We start from the raw sequence: 19,936 nt of genomic DNA, 5'->3' as shown, positions 1-19,936 counted from the left end.
GGTCTTACGGACGGCCCGGGACCGGGCCTTTCCATGCCAAATAAGGAGTATTCTCTTTAAAGTCGGCATAAAATTAAGAAATAAATCTGAAATGAGCAAGCGTTTACGGCTGAAATCGTCTCAAAATCCTCCGTATTTCCGTTTTTCGACAACACTTCACCGGCTTTTTGTTTTCGGGCTATTCGCTTTTTCGTACCTTTGCAGCCAGTTATGGTACTCAACTATATTTGGATCGCTTTCTTCGTCATCGCCTTCGTCTTCGGGGCCATTCAGCTCTGCCTAGGCGACACTGCCATCTTTCAAAAGATGGTCGACTCCACTTTCGATTCCTCCAAGACGGCCTTCGAGACCTCGCTGGGCCTCACCGGCGTGCTGGCTCTTTGGCTCGGCATCATGAAGATAGGCGAGCGTGCCGGCGTGGTCAACGTGCTGGCCCGTATGCTGAGTCCGGTGTTCACCAAGCTGTTTCCCGACATCCCGCGCAACCATCCCGTGATGGGCAGCATCTTCATGAACATCGCGTCCAACATGCTCGGACTCGACAATGCAGCCACTCCTACGGGCCTCAAGGCCATGTCGCAGATGCAGGAACTCAATGCGCACAAGGACACGGCAACCAATCCAATGATTATGTTCCTGGTGCTCAACACCTCGGGCCTCACCATCATTCCCACCACCATCCTGGCTTTCCGCGCCTCCTACGGCGCCGCCACGCCCACCGATGTGTTCATCCCCATCCTGCTGGCCACCACCATGGCCACGCTGGCCGGCATCATCATCACCTCGCTGTGGCAGCGCATCAACCTGCTGCAACCGGCCCTGCTGGCCGTGATGGCGGGGCTCGTGGGGTTCGTGGGCGTGGTGATATGGGGCTTCGGGCGGATGGACAAGGACACCATGGGGCAAGCAACGTCGGTGGCTGGCAACCTCATCCTGCTGGGCATCATCGTGCTTTTCATCGTGGCGGGCCTGTTGCGGCGCATCAATGTCTACGACGCCTTCATCGAGGGAGCCAAGGAGGGCTTCACCACGGCCGTGCGCATCATTCCTTATCTGGTGGCCATCCTCGTGGCCGTGGGCGTGTTCCGCGCCTCGGGGGCCATGCAGCTGCTCACCGACAGTATAGCCTGGGGCGTGCGGGCATGCGGCCTCAACACCGACTTTGTGGGGGCGCTGCCCACGGCTTTCATGAAGCCCCTCTCGGGTAGCGGGGCCCGCGGCCTGATGCTCGAGGCCATGAAGACCTACGGCGCGGACTCGTTCGTGGGGCGGCTGAGCTGCATCTTCCAGGGTTCCACCGACACCACCTTTTATATATTGGCCGTCTACTTTGGCAGTGTAGGCGTGAAGTTCACGCGCCATGCCGTGGCCTGCGGTCTGCTGGCCGACCTTGTGGGGGTGGTGGCAGCCATTATGGTGGCGTATGTGTTCTTTGGAGGGTAGGCAGGAGAATAGGAGATGACAGGCTGTTATAGGAAAAAGAACAAGCTGTTAAAGGAAGAAATCAAAGTATAAAGCAACGCGATATTCATGGCAAATTTAAAATCATTGCTCAAAGACACCGCCATCTACGGCATCAGTTCGATAGCCGGGCGGTTCATCAACTACCTGCTCGTGCCCATCCAGACGGCGGCGTGGGCGGCGTCGGGCGGGCAGTATGGCGTGGTGACCAACGTCTACGCCTACACGGCCCTGCTGCTGGTGGTGCTCACCTACGGCATGGAAACCACTTTCTTCCGCTATGCCAACAAGACCGAGGAGAACCCGCAGACCGTCTATACCACGACGCTTCTTGCCGTGGGCTCCACGTCGCTGCTGTTCATCCTGCTGGTGCTGGGCTTCCTGGGGCCCATTGCTTCGTTCATGGGCTACGCCGACCACCCCGACTGGGTGGCCGTGATGTTTGTCTGCGTGGCCGTCGACGCCTTCAAGTGCATCCCTTTCGCCTACCTGCGCTACAAGAAGCGGCCCGTCAAGTTTGCCTGTATCCAGCTGGCCAACATCCTGCTCAACGTGGTGCTCAACATCACCTACCTCTTCATCCTGCCTCGTCTCCACCTCAACCCTTTTGGGCTCTACGACGAGCACTTCACGCTCGACGTGGGCATGGTGTTCTACATCAACCTCGTCTGCACGGGCTTGGTGACGCTCATGTTCTGGCGCGAACTCACCGAAGTGCCCTACCGTTTCGACGCCCGGTTGCTGCGCCGCATGCTGCGCTACGCCTGGCCGCTGCTCATTCTGGGCATTGCGGGCATCCTGAACCAGACGTTCGACAAGATTGTCTTCCCCTTTCTCTACCGCGGAGCCGACGCCCGAGCCGAGCTGAGCATCTATGGCGCCACGGTGAAGATAGCCATGATTATGGCCATGATTACCCAGGCTTTCCGCTATGCCTACGAGCCATTCGTCTTCGGCAAGGCCAAAGACAAGGACAATCGGGAGACTTACGCCAAGGCGATGAAGTACTTTATCATCTTCACGCTGCTGGCCTTCCTGCTCGTGGTGGGCTATATGGACGTGCTGCGCTACATCATTCGCAACCACGACTACTGGGCCGGGCTGCGCGTGGTGCCCATCTGCATGGCGGCCGAAATCATGATGGGCGTGTACTTCAACCTCTCGTTCTGGTACAAGCTCACCGACCGCACCATCTGGGGAGCCTGGTTCAGCGGTGCGGGCTGCCTGGTGCTCATTGCGGTGAACGTGGTCTTCGTGCCCCAGTACAGCTACATGGCCTGTGCCTGGGGCGGCTTTGCGGGCTACGGCACAGCCATGCTGCTGAGCTACTTCGTGGGCCAACGCTACTACCCCATCAACTATCCCGTGCGCCAAATCATGGCCTACGTGCTGCTGGCCCTCGTGCTCTTTGCCGGCATGACGGCCGCCAACGCCCGGCTCGGCATGTTCCCGGCCCTGGCCGTGAACACTGTCTTGGTGGCCGTTTTCGTGGGCTACGCCGTCAGGCGCGACTTCCCCCTGGCCTCCCTGCCCGTCATCGGCCGGCATTTCAGACACTAAATACGCTTTCAAAGTGGACATCCGCCACGTGCTCTGCATGATGGACCGCCGGGGACATGCCGACCGTCTGCTGCGCAAGATCGGGGCACGATAACGCCACCGCCTCGTCCCCGCATCACGACAAGGCCGTAGTCGCATAGCGACTACGGCCTTGTCGCGTCACGAAGACACCGTAATCGCGCGGCGTTTGCGGCGTAGACACAACGCGTTTACGGTGTTTTTTAGACAGAACTACATATTCAACAGATGGCTCGCGCGGTGGGTTTAAAGACATAGTAACAGAATAACAAGTGGCTGCGCGAGGATGGTTTAGACATAACAACATATTAAACAGATGGCTGCGCCACGGTTGTCGGGGTGTGAATGTAGGGGCCGGGCCGCACGCCAATACTCCATGATTCACCGCGCCAGCCATATGTTTAATATGTTGTTATGTCTAAACCATCCTCGCGCAGCCACTTGTTATTCTGTTACTATGTCTTTAAACCCACCGCGCGAGCCATCTGTTGAATATGTAGTTCTGTCTAAAAAACACCGCGCCAGCCGTCAAACATCAGAAGAGGGAGGTCTGCATGATGTCGCTCTCGTAGGGGTTGCGCCCCAGATGCTCGTAGGCCAGCCGTGTGGCCATACGGCCGCGGGGCGTGCGTTTGATGAATCCCTCCATGATGAGAAAGGGTTCGTACACCTCCTCCACCGTACCGCTGTCCTCGCCGATGGCCGTGGCGATGGTCGACACACCCACCGGACCGCCCCTGAACTTGTCGATGATGGTGAGCAGAATCTTGTTGTCGGTCTCGTCGAGGCCGTACTCGTCGATGTTGAGCGCCGAGAGCGAGAGCTGCGCAATGTCGGTGGTGATGGTGCCGTTGCCCTTCACCTGGGCAAAGTCGCGCACGCGGCGCAGCAGTCCGTTGGCGATACGGGGCGTGCCGCGGCTGCGGCGGGCTATCTCGGCGGCGGCATCGGCGTCGATGGGCACCTTGAGCAACGTGGCCGAACGGCGGATGATGCGGCGGAGCGTCTCGGGGTCGTAGTACTCCAGGTGCATGTTGATGCCGAAGCGGGCGCGCAGCGGAGCCGTGAGCATGCCCGAGCGCGTGGTGGCCCCCACAAGGGTGAAAGGGTTGAGGTCTATCTGGATAGAGCGGGCCGAGGGGCCCTTGTCGATCATGATGTCGATGCGATAATCCTCCATGGCCGAGTAGAGATACTCCTCGACCACGGGCTGCAGGCGGTGTATCTCGTCGATGAAGAGCACGTCGTTGGGCTCCAGCGAGGTGAGTATGCCTGCCAGGTCGCCGGGCTTGTCGAGCACAGGACCGCTGGTAATCTTGAACCCTACGCCCAGCTCATTGGCGATGATGTTGCTCAAAGTGGTCTTGCCGAGGCCCGGAGGACCGTAGAGCAGCGTGTGGTCGAGGGGCTCGCCGCGATACTTGGCGGCCTCGACGAAGATCTCCAGGTTCTCTACAACCTTCTGCTGGCCGTTGAAATCCTGGAAGCGCAACGGGCGCAAGGCATTCTCAAAATCCTTTTCAGCCGTGGAGACCCGCTCCTCCCTGATGTCAAAATCGTCTGTCATTCCGTTTGTCTTTTCGTCTGCAAAGATACAAAAAAGTGCCGCCATGGCGACAGAATACCCCGAGTTTTGACCAAAAAGACAGGGTTTTAAAGACATAGTAACAGAATAACATGTGGCTCGCGCGAGGAGATTTAGACAGAACAACATATTAAACATATGGCTGGCGCGATGGGTTTAAAGACATAGTAACAGAATAACAGATGGCTATCGCGCTGTTTTTTAGACAGAACAACATATTAAACAGATGGCTGCGCCACGGTTGTCGGGGTATGAATGTAGGGGGCGGGCCGCGCGCCAATACCCCATGATTCACCGCACGAGCCATCTGTTATTCTGTTACTATGTCTTTAAACCCATCGCGCCAGCCATCTGTTTAATATGTTGTTCTGTCTAAAACTCCCCGCACCAGTCATCCATTAATTACGTTGTTCTGTCTAAAAAACACGTTTGTTCTGCTTGGGAATCGATATTTTGTCGTACCTTTGCAGCCGAAAAGGAGACTCACACAGAACGGTAGGGCGTTTTGAAGCAGTCCCTACAGTGATATTTATAATACATTTTTATTTTTGAAGACATTTGAAGAATTAGGTGTCAGCGAAGAGATTCGCCGCGCCATTGAGGAGCTGGGCTTTGAACATCCAATGCCCGTGCAGGAAGAAGTTATCCCATTTTTACTTGGTCATGGCAACGATGTCATCGCTCTGGCACAGACCGGAACGGGCAAGACGGCCGCCTACGGCATTCCCGTGCTGCAGCGTACAGACCCCACCAGCAAGGAGACACAGGCCTTGATCCTGAGCCCCACGCGTGAGCTCTGTCTGCAGATTGCCGACGACTTGAACGCCTTTGCCAAGTATATCGACGGCATGCACGTGCTGCCCGTCTACGGCGGAGCGTCCATCGAGACGCAGATTCGCTCACTGCGCCACGGCGTGCAGATTATCGTGGCCACCCCGGGCCGCCTCATCGACCTGATGAAGCGCGGCGTGGCCAAGCTCGACAAGGTGGCCAACGTAGTGCTCGACGAGGCCGACGAGATGCTCAACATGGGATTCACCGAGAGCATCAACGCCATCTTCGAGGGTGTTCCCGCCGACCGCAACACCCTGCTCTTCTCGGCCACGATGGGCCGCGAGATAGAGCGCATAGCCAAAAGCTACCTGCACGACTACAAGGAAATCGTGGTGGGCTCGCGCAATGAGGGCGCCGAGAACGTGAATCACATCTATTATATGGTGAACGCCCGCGACAAATACCTGGCGCTCAAACGTGTGGTGGACTTCTATCCGCACATCTACGGCATCGTGTTCTGCCGCACGAAGATAGAGACCCAAGAGATTGCCGACAAGCTGATTAAGGACGGATACAACGCCGACTCCCTGCACGGCGACCTGAGCCAGCAGCAGCGCGACCTCACGATGCAGAAGTTTCGCAACCACTTGATACAGATTCTCGTGGCCACCGACGTGGCCGCACGCGGCCTTGACGTGGACGATCTGACCCACGTCATCAACTACGGGCTGCCCGACGACATCGAGAACTACACCCACCGCTCGGGCCGCACGGGCCGCGCCGGCAAGAAAGGCACGTCGATTTCCATCATCCACTCGCGCGAAAAGTTCAAGGTGCGCAACATCGAGAAGGTGATTGGCAAGGAGTTTATCGACGGCACGCTGCCCGCTCCCGAGGAGATTTGCAAGAAGCAGCTCTATAAAGTGATGGACGACATCATGAAGACCGACGTGGACGAAGAGCTCATTGCACCCTACATGACGGAGATAGACCGGCAGTTTGAATACATCGACAAGGAAGACATCATCAAGAAAATGGTGAGCATCACCTTTGGACGGTTCCTCGACTACTATAAGAACGCACCCGAAATTCTCAAGCCTACCACCAAGCGCAACGCAGAACGTGGCGACAAGGGCACCGACCGCAAGGCCGGACGACCGAGGGGCAAGCGTGAGGCTGAGGCCGGATTCCGCCGCCTGTTCATCAATCTGGGCAAGCAAGACGGGTTCTATCCCGGCGAAATCATGCAGTTCATGAACCACCATGTACACGGCCGGCAGGAGGTGGGACACATCGATCTGCTGTCGAAGTTCTGCTACATTGAGGTACCCGAGGCTGATGCCCCGAAGGTGATGCGCGCGCTGAACGGCACAAGCTACAAGGGACGCGAGGTGCGTTGCAACGACGCCGACGAGGGCGGACGCGGCAACGACCGCACCACACGGGACGGACGGGCCACACGCGAGGGCCGCGAGAGCCGCAGTCCGCGCGAGGGCCGCAGCTACAAAAGCACCCGCGGCGGAGAGCGTGCCGAGCGCAAGGGCCGTGCCCGCAGCATGCGCGAGGAAGCCGGCAGCACAGCTTTCGCCGGTGAAGACGGCCGCCGCCACAGCCGCGACGACTGGAAGAGCCTGATGCAGAACGCCTCGATGAAGCTGCGGGGAGAGGAGCCCGACTTCTCCGAAGAGGGATGGGCGCGCCGACAACCGAAGAAGCAGTAACGGCTTCCCGGCCCGACACAACAGAAAAGTAACTTATCAACACTGAAAGTATGAAGAATATTCTATTGGGGCTGGCACTCGCGGCTTCAAGCCTCGTGCCCGCCACTGCAGCCGCAGCAGACGGCCTTGTACACATCAAAGGACAACTCAAAGGCTTGACCGACTCGCTCTTCGTCTTTATTCCGCAGGGCGAACGGGACCACAAGCAGGACACCGTGCTGGTGAAGGACGGCAAGTTCGACTTCACGGTGAGCGTGGACAGGCCCTCCGTCATCACGGTATGCACACCGGAGTTCCTGCGCCAGGAAGGCGGCGGCAGCTTTCAGATGATTGCCGTGCCGGGCGAGACGGCCGAGCTGTCGGGCGACGTGACATCCAATTACTACCTCACGGGCTCCAAGTTCTACCGTGAGTTCAACGAGGCCGACCGCGCCATGGAGGCCGCCGGCAAGCCTTTCAGCGACTTCTACGCCAGTCTGAACAAGCGGATGGAAGCCGGCGAGAGCCAGGAAACGCTGATGAATGAGTTTCAGGAGAAAGCCCCGGCCCTGCGCCAGCAGAAAGCCGACGGCATCATGGCCTTTATCAAACAGCACCCCGACTACGAGGCCAGCGCGGCCATCATTCCCGAACTGGGAGAGCTGGAGCAGATGAAAGCTGCCGTCCTGCTGCTCTCACCTGCCGTGCGCGAGGGCCGCATGAAGCACTTTTACCAAGGCATCATCGACCACATGGAGGCGCAGGAGAAAGCCGAAGCCGAGGCAGCCAAGAAGCAGGCAGCCGGCGTGGAAGCTCCCGACTTCACGCTGAACGACATCGAGGGCAAGCCGCTCACGCTGTCGAGTCTGCGGGGCAAGTATGTCATTCTGGACTTCTGGGGCTCGTGGTGCGGCTGGTGCATCAAGGGATTTCCCGAGATGAAGGCCTATTATGAGAAGTATAAGGGCAAGTTTGAGATTCTGGGCATCGACTGCAACGACACCGAAGCCAAGTGGAAAGCCGCTGTAGAGAAGCACGCCCTACCCTGGCTCCACGTGTACAACCCGCGTGACGGCAAGGTGCTGGCCGACTATGGCATCCAGGGCTTCCCCACGAAGATTATCCTGGACCCCGCCGGCAAGATTGTAAAGACCGTTGTGGGCGAAGACCCCGCCTTCTATACTTTCCTGGACGAGACGTTCGGAAACAAGTAAAAGGATAAAACTGACAAAGGGCAGGGCCGTAGGAACATTTCTGTTCCTACGGCCCTGCCCTTTTGTCTGCCCGCCCCCGATGCCCTGATGCGGGGCAGGGGCATGGCGCATCACACGCCGAGCTCGGCCCGCTTGCGCGCGCCAAATTCGTGCGACACGTAGTTGAAGATGCTCTTGCAGCAGTCGGCCGAGTATTCCTGGGCGCAGCGAATGATGTTGTCCCACTGGTCGGCCGACAGCCCGCGCTCGATGTCGCTGCGCCGAATGCCGTATTTGAGCAGACCGTAGATCAGGCCCGCATTGAAGTTGTCGCCCGCGCCGATGGTGCTCTCCGCGGCAGTCTGCGGTGTGGGATAGCTGCGTTTGAAGCCGTTCTCGGCCCGCAACTCCACAGGATTACCGCCGTGGGTATAAATGAATTTCTTGCAGTAGAAGGAGATTTCAGCGTTGTAGACCTTGTCGGGGTCCTGTAATCTATAGAGCACCTCGAAGTCCTCGTGCGAGCCCCGCACGATGTCGGCATACTCAAGATTCTCCAAAAGGTTGGGCGTGATCCGCATCACCTCGTCGCGATGAGAGGGCCGATAGTTCACGTCATAATAGACAATGGCGCCGTGACTGCGTGCATAGTCGAGCAGTCCGACCATCTGCGGCCGAATGACCGGGTTGACGGCGTAGAACGATCCGAAGAGCACGATATCGTCGGGCTGCACGTCAGGGTAGATGAAATCGAGCTGGTCGTGGGGATGATCCTTGTAGAAAATGTACTCTGCATCATTGTGTTCGTCGAGGAACGCCAGCGAAATGGGCGACTTGGAGTCGGGGAACACGTTCACGTTGTCGGCATTCACGCCATTCTCTTTCAGAAAGTCGATGATGTGCCGGCCCACGCGGTCGCGTCCGGCCTCGCTGATAAAGGTGCTGTTCACCTCCGAACGCCCCAGCGAGATGATGGCATTGAACGTGGAACCACCCGGATAAGCCCCGATGGGTTGCCCGTTTTTAAAGATAATGTCGAGCACGGTCTCTCCTATTCCGATAACTTTGCGCATGATGATAACTGTTAATCCGGCGACAAACTTGGCCTATAATCTTTGCAAAGATAGCAGAAATCGGATAAAGGGCAAAACGAAAGAACCGTTTTAATTTGGCCGTAACGCTTTTTTTCGGTACTTTTGCAAGCATCGAATCACCATCTACAGCATCACACTTACCTTTTAAAAAGAGAGACCTATGATTGATACCCGGTCCATGGCCAAGTTTGTGGCTTTTCTGTTCGGCCTGCTGGTCGTGCTGGTCATTTATGAAAGTCACGGCAGCAAGACTGTGTCAGGCGTCAACCACATCGAGGCCGCAGAAGAATTTTCTTACGAAGGTGAGCCCGTGATGGTGGACTATACCGATCCCGACGACCCGGACATGGAGAAGCCACAGACCACGGGAACGGACAATGGCCTGAACAAATTGCGGCTGAAGCGTCGCTGATTTTTCCCCAATGAACTATAACACGGCAACACTTCCCAACGGCCTTCGCGTCATCCACCTGCCCTCCCCGTCGCCCGTCGTCTATTGCGGCTATCAAATTGCGGTGGGCACACGCAACGAGGCCCCGGGCGAAGAGGGGCTGGCCCACTTCTGCGAACACGTCACTTTCAAGGGCACCGAGCGACGCAAAGCCTGGAACATCATCAATGGTCTGGAGAGTGTCGGCGGCGACCTGAACGCATTCACCAACAAGGAATGCACCACTTTCTATGCCGCCATCCTGAAAGATCACGTGACGCGGGCCATCGATCTGCTGAGCGATATGGTGTTCCACTCCACCTATCCGCAAAGCGAAATAGACAAGGAAGTGGAGGTGATCTGCGACGAAATAGAGAGTTACAACGACTCGCCGGCTGAGCTCATCTACGACGAATTCGAGAATCTGGTCTTTCGAGGACACCCTCTGGGCCACAACATTCTGGGCACGGCCGACCACGTGCGTGGCTTCACCACCTCGGATGCCCTGCGCTTCACGCGAAAATACTACCGTCCCGACAATGCCGTCTTCTTTGTGTACGGCGACGTAACGTTCAAGAAAGTGATGAAGTGCCTCGAGTCCTACACGCCGGTTCCCGGCTCCTTTCTCTGCGATGCACCCGCTCCCTCCCCATCGCTCCCACGTGGAGAGCAAGAGAACAAACGGCTCTTCGTCTCCTCGCGCGGCACACATCAGGCCCACGTCATGCTGGGTGGGCGGGGCTACGACTTCCGCGACGAACGCAGGATGAGCCTCTATCTGCTCTGCAACATGCTGGGCGGACCGGGCATGAATGCCCGTCTCAACATGGTGTTGCGCGAGCATCGGGGACTCGTCTACACCGTGGAGACCACCATGACAAGCTACGGCGACACCGGCATCTGGTCCACTTACTTCGGGTGCGACGCCGGGGACGTGAAGCGATGCCTCCATCTGGTGCGCCGCGAACTCGACCGCTTGAGGCTGCGCCCCGTCACCGCCACGAGGCTGCGGGCCGCCCAAAAGCAGCTGAAAGGGCAGATCGGCGTGGCGTGCGACAACCGGGAGAACTTTGCATTGGACTTCGGAAAGAGCTTTCTGTACTATGGATGGGAGCGCGACATCACGTCGCTCTACGCCAGCATAGACCGTATCACGGTCGAGAATCTGCACGCCGTGGCCCACGAAGTTTTCGATCCCGAGCGCATGACGACGCTCATTTACCAATAGACAACCAGAACTTCAGAACATGACATTAAGGGAAATTCTTGAACACAGACGGGCCGTCAGAAGATACGACCCCAACAAACCGCTCGATACCGAGCGTGTGGAAGACTGTCTCCGACAGGCCACGCTGGCCCCAACGAGCTCGAACATGCAGCTGTGGGAGTGCTACCACGTCACCCAGCCCGACACGATGGCCCTGCTCACCAAGGCTTGTCTGAACCAGGGCAGTGCCCGAACCGCCCAGCAGATGGTGGTGTTCGTGACGCGGCAAGACCGCTACCGGCAGCATGCCAAGGCCGTGTTGCAGGCGGGCATCGAGGAGATTCTGCAAAATAGCCCAAAAGACCGCCAAGCGCGGCGCATCCATTTGCAGAAACTCTACTACAACCGACTGATACCCTTGCAGTACAGCCGCTTCTTCGGCATCAAGGGATTGCTGAACAAAGCCTTGGTGCAGTGCATCGGTCTCTTCCGTCCCATCGTGCACCAAGTGCGCGAAAGTGAGGTGCGCACGGTGGTGCACAAGAGCTGTGCACTGGCCGTGCAGACCTTCATGCTGGCCATGAGCGAGCAAGGTTACGACACCTGTCCGCTGGAAGGATTCGACAGCCGGCTGGTGAAGAAAGCGTTGCACCTGCCCCACGACTGTGGCATCAACATGGTTATCACCTGTGGCATCCGCTTGCCCGAGGGCGTGCGGGGCGAACGTTTCCGTCTGCCTTTCGATCAAATGTACCACAGAATATAAAAAAATACAGGGTTTGGATGGCATGTGCATGGGCAAACGTCCCTGCATGTTCCGCAAACCGACATCACAAGCGGGCATTCCCGGCCAGAGAGGCTCGCCGGGAATGCCCGCTACAAGTACAGCACCGCCTCGTTGCCTTCGTTGAACAGCAGGTCGAGGATGGAGAGATTGGGATGGAACCCATGCTTCCAGGCATAGACCTGGTAATAGGGACGGGGATGGAAATTGGCGTCGGGCAAAGGGTGCTTGGGACGAATCGCATCGCGATAGTCTGTCCAATGATTCTCCTCGCCTATCTGCTGGCCGCCTTTACCGCCACCATTCCATCGCTCATCTCCTCTTCCTCCATACACCGTGGTCAGTTCAATGCGGGGCTGGATGTCCAGCAAGTCGCAGACGCAACGGGTGATTTCAAGATTGAAGTCGAAGAGGTAGGTCCACCGCTTCTCGAAGAAAGGACGAATATCATCGGCCAGGAACTCGAAGAACGGGCTTTCACCGTAGGCCGACAACAGGGCATTCCAATGCAGATGCCGCCAGTTGCCGTGGTCGCTGATGCGAATATCTTTCATCTCGCACTTGGGACCCTCATAGCTCTCTACGGGCACGGTGAGGGCTTGCAGTCCGTTTGTCGTGGCAATGACACAGCGGTTGCGGTAGGTTTGCTTGATAAAATGGTCGTGTTGCTCCAACAGACAGCCCCCCGCGCGGTTCAGTTTCTGGTACCACTGCACGGGACCGAAGTAGGTTGAGGAGAGGAAAGGAGTTATCAATTCAAAATTCATAATTCATAATTCAAAATTAACCATGCGGCGATGACACTGCCAACGATGGGCGTTCTGCCGGGCTAATGACAGAAAGGACGGAGGATAATGACGGGAGGACGGAGGCTAATGGCAGGGAGGACGGAGGCTATGACGGGGGAAGACAAAGAAGACGATAGAGGAAAAAGGATTCTACGATAGGGAAAGGAGAAAGCATTTATAGAAGAAAACCAAAGCAACGGCGGGGAAAGGTGGGGATGACGGAGTTGAACAAGCGGATTGAGGCCATCCATCTGCGCCGTCTTCCTTAAAATGGGAGATGGAACAGGCGACGGGCTTTGCCCACCACCTGATGCCGGTGTACCAGCAGCTGTCCGTGGCCCGTGTCGACAAGATAGAGCTTGCAGTCGGGACAACCGCAACGGCGACAGCAGCGCAGGGGAATCCGATAGCGCACGCCACGCCACGTGATAGTGTCGCCGGGCAGGGCTTCCACCCTACCCACGAGCTCGCAACGGGTGCGCAACAACGGCCATCCATGGCTGCCGCCCATCCGTCCGCCGCTTTCCGGCCCAACGGCCCGAGGCCCGTCCTGCGGACTGAACACCAGCAAGTCGCCCCGCACAAAACCGGCACGCACCCACTTGTTCACCAGCACGCGGTCGCCCGGCACCAGTGTATGGCCTACAGCAACGGGCGCCGTATAGATGGTAAAGGCATAGGCGCGCACGATGAACACGATCACCAGCGCACCAAACAGCGTGAGGAGGGCCTTCAATGCCTGTTTCATGAAAGGAAAGGGGAGCAGACTCGCCCCCGGTTTACTTGATGTTGTCCACCCAACGGAACAGCCGATGCCAGCGCACGCCCGAGAAACCGCGGCGGTCGGGGTCGGAACTGTACCAGATAAAGATGGGCTTGCCCACGACGTGGTCCTCGGGCACGAAGCCCCAGTAGCGTGAGTCGGCCGAGTTGTGACGGTTGTCGCCCATCATCCAGTAGTAGTCCATCTTGAACGTGTAGCTCGTGGCCAGCCGACCGTTGATGTAGATTTGGTTGTTCTTCACCTCCAGCGCGTTGCCCTCGTACACCCGTATGGGCCGTTCGTAAACGGCAATGTTGTCCATCGTGAGCTTCAGCGTGGCTCCCTTTTTCGGTATCCACACAGGACCATAGTTATCTCGCGTCCATCCCGTCACCATGTCCAGCGGGTAGAGGTCGCCCGTGGTGGCATCGGTATTCAGCCGGATGCTGGCCACCAAGTCCTTGCGCGCGCTGAGCGTTTTCACGGCAGCCTTGGTGAGTGGCATGTATCCGTTCTGGTTCAGACTGGTCAAATCCTCCATCGATATGCCGAGTTCTTTCAGCAAATCGTCGGGCAAGTCACGCTTTAGCTTCACATAATACGTGTACTGCACGTTGTCGGGCTCCTTGTTGGGCTTGCCGTCCAGATAGACAATACGGTTTTTAATCTGCAGCGTTTGGCCGGGCAGGCCCACGCAGCGTTTCACGTAGTTCTCGCGGCGGTCGGTGGGCCGATGGTCGATGGAGCCGTATTCATTGGGGTTGTTCAGCACATAGTTGCGCCCAATGCCATAGATCATCTTGAAAAAGTCGAGCTGTTGCTGCCGGTTCAGCGTGGCAGGATCCACGGGGTTGGGGAAGTTCTGCTGGTAAATCTGCTCGCCAAAGCTGTACACCATGCTGTAATAGTCGGCCGCCTGATAGCGTTCTTCGGTCACGATGGTGTCGCCGGCAGGATAGTTGAACACCACGATGTCGTTCAGTTTCACCTTGCCCAGCCCCTTCACGCGCCGGTAGTCCCAATGCGGCCACTCGATATAACTTTTGGTATTGAGGACGGGCAGGGTGTGTTGCGTCAGGGGCACGGTGAGCGGTGTCTGCGGGATGCGCGGGCCGTAGCTCAGCTTCGACACGAAGAGATAGTCGCCCGTGAGCAGACTCTTTTCCAGCGAACTGGAGGGAATGACATAGTTCTGGAAGAAGAACAGGTTGATGAAATACACGGCCACCAAGGCAAACACCAGCGCGTCCACCCAGCTCATGATGAACCTCACGGGGCCCTCGGCCGTCTTCCACCACTGCCATCTGATCTTTTTCGAGATATAGACATCGTAGATGAAAGGCACCACCACGAGTCCCAACCAGCTTTGCAGCCACCAGAGGAACAGCAGATAGAGCACGAGGACGGCCACAAACTTCGCCCACTGCTTCTTCATATTCAGGTTTACTTTTTCCTTGTCAATCATTTGTCTGTTGTTTGTCTATCGTTAATCTGTCATTTTTTGTCATTCGCCGACAGCCCTGCACCACGACGGCCGGGCGGCCGGGCCGCTCCCGTCAGAACCGGAACAGGTCGCTGGTGGTCAGCAGTCCGGTGTGGTCCTTGGTGTATTCGGCCGCCAGCACGGCACCGAGGGCAAAGCCTTTGCGCGAGTGTGCGCTGTGGGTAATCCGGATGAGGTCGGCTTCCGAGTCGTAGGTCACGCTGTGTATGCCCGGCACCTCGTCGTGGCGCACGCAGTTGATGCGCAGGTCGGCCTCGTCACAGTCGGGCGAACCGTCCACGCGCCCGTCGTCCCAGGTCGTCGTACCGAGCTTCCAGCCCTGCTTGCGGTCTATGTCGGCCACGATTTCCTCGGCCAGAGTGATGGCCGTCCCCGACGGTGCGTCGAGCTTGTGCACGTGATGGGTCTCCTCCATCTCCACCCCGTATTGGGGAAATCGGTTCATGATGCGGGCCAGATAGCGGTTCACGGCCGAGAAAATGGCCACGCCTATCGAGAAGTTGCTGGCCCAGAAGAGGGTCTGCCGGCCGTCGCGCGTCAGAGCCTCCACGTCGTCCCGGTGCTCTTTCATCCAGCCCGTGGAGCCGCTCACCACCTTCACATGGTGCTTGAAAGCCCGCAGATAGTTGTCGTAGGCTGCCGTGGGATTGGTAAATTCGATGGCCACATCGGCCGAAGCGAAGGCCGGGCTGTCGAAATCCTGCAAATTATCAACATCAATTTTACAGACAATCTCATGGCCGCGGCCCAGCGCCGTCTGCTCAATCATGCGGCCCATCTTGCCGTAGCCGATCAATGCTATCTTCATCTTTCTTCCGATTTAAAATGTTGTTGCAAAAGTAATTATTTTATGCGAGAGTCGCGGCCTTGCCGGCTTAAATAATCCAAAATCAGGCGATTTAGCCGCCACCGCCCGCCATTTCTGCCACAAAACCTTTGTCAGCCAAAATAAATGCCGTAATTTTGCACCAATGAAAGGATATAGATTGCATACAGGACTGCTTGCCGGATTATTGACATGTACCACGCTTGCCTCGTGTTTCAAGGAGGAGCCGCTCAATGCCGAGTGCGACATTGAGCAGGTGAGCCTGCATCTGGACCATCCGCTGGGCACGTTGTTCAGCCTGGCCGACACGCTGCAGCGCGTGGCCTCGGCCGACAGCCTCATCACTTTCAGCGTGCGCCACAGCCACGAGGCCGACCTTTCCACGCTGCAACCCCGCTTTATCCTCACGCCGGGAGCCACCATCACTCCCACCGGCGGCACGGTGGACGCCCGCCAGGGCGGGCGCCGGCACTACCGTGTCACCTCCGAAAACCAGCTCTGGCACCGTGACTACACCGTGGCTTTCGTGCCCGTGGTGCGCACGGTGAACGACACCGTGGCCTACGACTTCGAGCATTTCGAGCTGGAACCGCGCGAGGGCAAGTACTACATCTGGCACAACCCGCTCGAAGACGGCACGCTGGCCAACGACTGGGCCAACGGCAATCCGGGCTTCCGCCTGAGCATGGGCTCAGCCCGTGCCGAGGAGTATCCCTCGGCGCCGCTCGCCCAGGGCCGCTCGGGCTACGGCCTGCAGCTCACCACGCGCAGCACGGGACCCTTTGGCGTACTGGCCAGAAAGCGGCTGGCGGCCGGCAATTTCTTCCTCGGCGCGTTCGACGTGACCAACGCCCTGAGCGATGCCCTGCGGGCCACGAGCTTCGGCGTGCCTTTCGACCGCGAGCCGCTCGCCCTCACCGGATTCTACAAATATCAGCCCGGCCCCGTCTATCAGGACAAGAACGGACAGCCCGTCGAGGGCCGCACAGACCAGGCCGCCATCTATGCCGTGCTCTACCGCAACCACGACGACCAGGGGCGCAGCCTCTCCCTGCACGGCGACGACGTAAAGACCAGCCCGCAGATTGTGGCCATTGCCGACATGGGCACCGTGCCGCCCACAGCCGAGTGGACGGCTTTCCGCCTCGACTTCGACTATCGGCAGGCCATCGACTACGACCTGCTCACCAACCGCAGCTACAGCCTCGCCATCGTCTTCTCGTCGAGCAACGAGGGCGACCTGTTCGAGGGAGCCGTCGGCTCGCAGCTCTGCATCGACCAGGTGCGCGTCGTCTGCCGCAAGGCCGAGTAGCCGCCGCCGGCAGCCCCAACCCCGTTTCCCGACATCACACCCCACCATTTCCCCCGCATCCATCATGAAAATGATACTCCTCCTGGCCGCTGCCCTCGGGCTGGCCGTCCTCCCCGCCCGGGCCTCGGGCTTCACCGCCGACATGACCCTGCGCGCCCGCCTGGGCTACAGCCTCGGCGGCACGGCTCCCGTGGGGCTGCCTACCTCCATCCGGGGCCTCAACAGCTACCGCTTGCAGCCCAATCTGAGCTTCGGCCTCGATGCCGTGAAGCCGCTCGCGCCACACTGGGGCGCGCTGCTGGGCCTGCGTTTCGAGAATAAGAGCATGGACGAGGACGCCCGCGTCAAGGACTATCACGAGGACATCGTGCGCGGCGGCGAGTCGCTGACCGGCCGCTTCACGGGCGACGTCACCACCCAGGTGCACCAGTGGATGGTCTCCGTGCCCCTGCAGGCCGTGTGGTCGCCCGCCTCGACGGTGGCCCTGCGCTTCGGCCCCTACGTCTCTGTCCTCGTCGACCGCTCGTTCACGGGCTATGCCCACAACGGCTATCTGCGCGTGGGCGACCCCACAGGAGCCAAGGTAACGCTGGGCGACGACCCGGCCACACGCGGCTCCTACGACTTCTCCGACGACATGCGGCACCTGCAGTGGGGCCTCGACATCGGGGCCGACTGGAACCCGCGCGGCCGGCTCGGCCTCTATGCCGACCTGAGTTGGGGCCTCAGCGGCGTGCACCGCAGCAGTTTCAAGACCATCGAGCAGACGCTCTACCCCATTTTCGGCACTTTCGGACTCACCTACCGGCTCCGATAACCGTGCCCCACGACAACCCAACTTAGTATTCACATCAACAAAAAACAACGTATGAACAGACTCTTTACTTCCGTCGCATTCTCACTATGCGTACTCACGGCCTCGGCTACCGACTATACCGACAGCCTCGAAGTCAACGTGAACGGCAGCATCACCACGCAGCCCGCCACCATCTCGCTCAACCAACAGGCCGACGGCCGCTATGCCTTCGCCCTGAAAAACTTCGTCATGGCCATAGGCGGACAGCAGATGGGCATCGGCAACATTGAGGTGAACAACGTGCCGGGTACCACTCAAGACGGTGTCACCACGCTTCTGACCGACCAGACCATCGCCATCCAGCCGGGCGAGGGAGACTCTCCAAGCGGCATCTGGGTGGGCCCGACGCTGCTGGGCCAAGTGCCCGTGAAGCTAATGGCCGAGCAGCGCGGCGACAAGCTCTACGCCGTGATCAACATCGACATGCAGGCGTCGCTCCATCAAACCATCCAGGTAACTTTCGGCAACGGCGGCTACCAGCTGGCCAACCCCGGCTTCGAGCAGTTCCACAAAGCCACGCTTTACGCTCCGGCCGACCCCGACGAGCCCGAGGCCGAGCACGAATCCGTGACCAGCGACGAGCCCAATGCCTGGCACTCGTTCATGAGCGCGTCGGGCAATCCCGCGCTGGTCTGGATGGCCGGATACAATCCCCACACGTTCATCAGCCATGAAACGCGCCCCGGCTCCACCGGCCGCAACAGCGTGATGCTCACCTCTACAAACATGTTCATCGCCATAGCCAACGGCACCATCACCACGGGCCGCATGAATACAGGCTCTTTCACTCCCGCCGATCCCTCCAACCACGCCGCCCTCGACATGAGCGTGACCGACAAGGACGGCAACGGAGACCCCTTCTACACCGTGCTCAACGGCAAGCCCGACTCGCTCTCGGTGTGGGTGAAGTTCATCCAAGGCACGCCCAACGCCGAGCATCCCTATGCTACGGTGAGCGCAGCCGTGACCGACGGAACCTATTATCAGGACCCGCAGGACAAGGCCTACAGCAACGTACTGGGCCACGCCGTGAACAAAACCATCGCCACACGCGGCGGCGAATGGCAGCATCTCATGATTCCCTTTGAGTATCTGGACAACCCCTCCACCCCGCGGGCCCTGCTCGTCACCATCTCGACCAACGCCGACGCGGGCCAAGGCTCCACCGATACGCTCTATGTGGACGACATCAGCCTCGTCTACAATCAGGACGTGACACTCCGCAAGCTCACCGTGCGCGGCCAGGAAGTAGCCGTGGCCGACACGATGTCGCTGAAATCGATAGCCGCCGTCATCACCACGCCCGAAGACATCATGGCCTACGCCGACGCTCCTAAAATCTTCAAACAGCTGGAGAGCACGGCCGACGGTGCCGTGGCCCACATCACGCTGGCCTCGGCCGACCTGAAGTCGAGCAAGACATACGTGCTCCTGCTGCCGGGTGCCGTGACGGGCATCGACACGCTGCCCTCGGCCCAGCCCGCCGCCACCTCCACCGCGATCTACAACCTTCAGGGCCAGCGCGTCGGCTCCATGCAGCCCGGACACGCCTACATCGTCGAGCGAGACGGCAAGCGCATCAAGGTGTTCAAGCGGTAAACGCGACAGATGTACCGTCCTGCGCCCCCGTGCGCAGGAGCTCACGACACATCATGATTAGACCCAAGCACGTGGTTCCCCCGTTGGATCCACGTGCTTTTTTTGACAGAACAACGGGAGACATACCGGCTGCGCCATGGTTTTTAGACATAACAACATATTTGACAGATGGCTCGTGCAATGTTTTTTAGACATAACAACATATTGAACAGATGGCTGGCGCGGTGTTTTTTAGACATAACTACATATTCAACAGATGGTTCGAGCGGTGAATCATGGGGTGTTGGCGTTGCGGGCCAAACCCTACACTCATACTCCGACAACCGTGGCGCAGCCATATGTTCAATATGTTGTTATGTCTAAAAAACATCGCGCCAGCCATATGTTAATCTGTTACTATGTCTTTAAAAACACCGCGCCAGCCATCTGTCAAATATGTTGTTATGTCTAAAACCCACCGCGGACGCGCAACCACGACACCG

At 58.5% G+C, this 19,936-nt stretch carries 16 protein-coding genes; 10 read left to right on the top strand and 6 right to left on the bottom strand.

Features of this window, described 5'->3' with window-relative positions; all coding sequences use genetic code 11:
- Nucleotides 1-210: 210 nt before the first annotated feature.
- Nucleotides 211-1,443 carry a nucleoside recognition domain-containing protein gene (locus L888_RS0111705; protein ID WP_027953018.1) on the top strand — a complete coding sequence of 411 codons (1,233 nt, stop codon included), beginning with the start codon at nt 211-213 and terminating at the stop codon, nt 1,441-1,443.
- A gap of 87 nt (nt 1,444-1,530) precedes the next feature.
- A complete protein-coding gene (locus tag L888_RS0111700; protein ID WP_027953017.1) occupies nt 1,531-3,021 on the top strand; it encodes an oligosaccharide flippase family protein in 1,491 nt (496 codons plus the stop codon).
- Nucleotides 3,022-3,574: 553 nt separating this feature from the next.
- Here the strand turns inward: L888_RS0111700 and ruvB are convergent.
- On the bottom strand, nt 3,575-4,606 hold the full coding sequence (ruvB, locus tag L888_RS0111690; RefSeq protein WP_027953016.1) for a Holliday junction branch migration DNA helicase RuvB: 1,032 nt from the start codon (nt 4,604-4,606) through the stop codon (nt 3,575-3,577).
- 566 nt (nt 4,607-5,172) lie between these two features.
- On the opposite strand from ruvB, the gene L888_RS0111685 reads away from it, so the two are divergent.
- Together L888_RS0111685 and L888_RS0111680 are read left to right on the top strand one after the other, a co-directional pair.
- Nucleotides 5,173-7,119 (top strand): DEAD/DEAH box helicase, encoded by a 1,947-nt coding sequence (locus L888_RS0111685; RefSeq protein ID WP_027953015.1) that lies wholly within the window; start codon nt 5,173-5,175, stop codon nt 7,117-7,119.
- A gap of 50 nt (nt 7,120-7,169) precedes the next feature.
- Nucleotides 7,170-8,312, top strand: a complete 1,143-nt coding sequence (locus L888_RS0111680) for a TlpA disulfide reductase family protein (protein ID WP_027953014.1) — start codon at nt 7,170-7,172, stop codon at nt 8,310-8,312.
- 110 nt (nt 8,313-8,422) lie between these two features.
- Here L888_RS0111680 and L888_RS0111675 read toward each other — a convergent pair whose 3' ends face one another.
- The gene (locus L888_RS0111675; RefSeq protein ID WP_027953013.1) at nt 8,423-9,364 is read right to left on the bottom strand and encodes a carbohydrate kinase family protein; all 942 of its coding nucleotides are present in this window, start codon (nt 9,362-9,364) and stop codon (nt 8,423-8,425) included.
- A 181-nt stretch (nt 9,365-9,545) separates the two neighbouring features.
- On the opposite strand from L888_RS0111675, the gene L888_RS0111670 reads away from it, so the two are divergent.
- The 3 genes from L888_RS0111670 to L888_RS0111660 are packed head-to-tail and all read left to right on the top strand — an operon-like array spanning nt 9,546 to nt 11,788.
- Nucleotides 9,546-9,797, top strand: coding sequence for a hypothetical protein (locus tag L888_RS0111670; RefSeq protein ID WP_005845539.1), 252 nt, complete (start codon nt 9,546-9,548; stop codon nt 9,795-9,797).
- Between the two features lie 10 nt (nt 9,798-9,807).
- A complete protein-coding gene (locus tag L888_RS0111665) occupies nt 9,808-11,043 on the top strand; it encodes a M16 family metallopeptidase (RefSeq protein ID WP_027953012.1) in 1,236 nt (411 codons plus the stop codon).
- Nucleotides 11,044-11,062: 19 nt separating this feature from the next.
- Entirely contained in the window at nt 11,063-11,788 is a 726-nt protein-coding gene (locus L888_RS0111660) for a nitroreductase family protein (protein WP_027953011.1), read from the top strand.
- 110 nt (nt 11,789-11,898) lie between these two features.
- Here L888_RS0111660 and L888_RS0111655 read toward each other — a convergent pair whose 3' ends face one another.
- From L888_RS0111655 to dapB, 4 genes are all read right to left on the bottom strand, one after another.
- Entirely contained in the window at nt 11,899-12,573 is a 675-nt protein-coding gene (locus L888_RS0111655) for a WbqC family protein (protein WP_027953010.1), read from the bottom strand.
- A 286-nt stretch (nt 12,574-12,859) separates the two neighbouring features.
- Entirely contained in the window at nt 12,860-13,342 is a 483-nt protein-coding gene (locus L888_RS0111650; RefSeq protein ID WP_027953009.1) for a S26 family signal peptidase, read from the bottom strand.
- A 31-nt stretch (nt 13,343-13,373) separates the two neighbouring features.
- Complete coding sequence (locus L888_RS0111645; RefSeq protein WP_005845534.1) at nt 13,374-14,822, bottom strand: S26 family signal peptidase; 1,449 nt, start codon at nt 14,820-14,822, stop codon at nt 13,374-13,376.
- A 91-nt stretch (nt 14,823-14,913) separates the two neighbouring features.
- Nucleotides 14,914-15,669: a 4-hydroxy-tetrahydrodipicolinate reductase gene (gene dapB, locus L888_RS0111640; RefSeq protein WP_005845532.1), complete on the bottom strand. Its 756-nt coding sequence runs from the start codon at nt 15,667-15,669 to the stop codon at nt 14,914-14,916.
- 163 nt (nt 15,670-15,832) lie between these two features.
- Here dapB and L888_RS0111635 point away from each other — a divergent pair, with 163 nt between their 5' ends.
- The 3 genes from L888_RS0111635 to L888_RS0111625 all read left to right on the top strand — a co-directional run bounded on the left by L888_RS0111635 (nt 15,833) and on the right by L888_RS0111625 (nt 19,454).
- Nucleotides 15,833-16,999 (top strand): PCMD domain-containing protein, encoded by a 1,167-nt coding sequence (locus tag L888_RS0111635; protein WP_027953008.1) that lies wholly within the window; start codon nt 15,833-15,835, stop codon nt 16,997-16,999.
- Between the two features lie 64 nt (nt 17,000-17,063).
- On the top strand, nt 17,064-17,816 hold the full coding sequence (locus L888_RS0111630) for a porin family protein (protein WP_027953007.1): 753 nt from the start codon (nt 17,064-17,066) through the stop codon (nt 17,814-17,816).
- Between the two features lie 51 nt (nt 17,817-17,867).
- Complete coding sequence (locus L888_RS0111625; RefSeq protein WP_027953006.1) at nt 17,868-19,454, top strand: calycin-like domain-containing protein; 1,587 nt, start codon at nt 17,868-17,870, stop codon at nt 19,452-19,454.
- Nucleotides 19,455-19,936: the final 482 nt, after the last annotated feature.

This window comes from Hallella seregens ATCC 51272, from assembly GCF_000518545.1.
In the GTDB taxonomy this organism is placed as follows: Bacteria; Bacteroidota; Bacteroidia; order Bacteroidales; family Bacteroidaceae; genus Prevotella; species Prevotella seregens.
The sequence above is the reverse complement of the archived record's forward strand: the minus strand, read 5'-3'. Positions and strand labels throughout refer to the sequence as shown.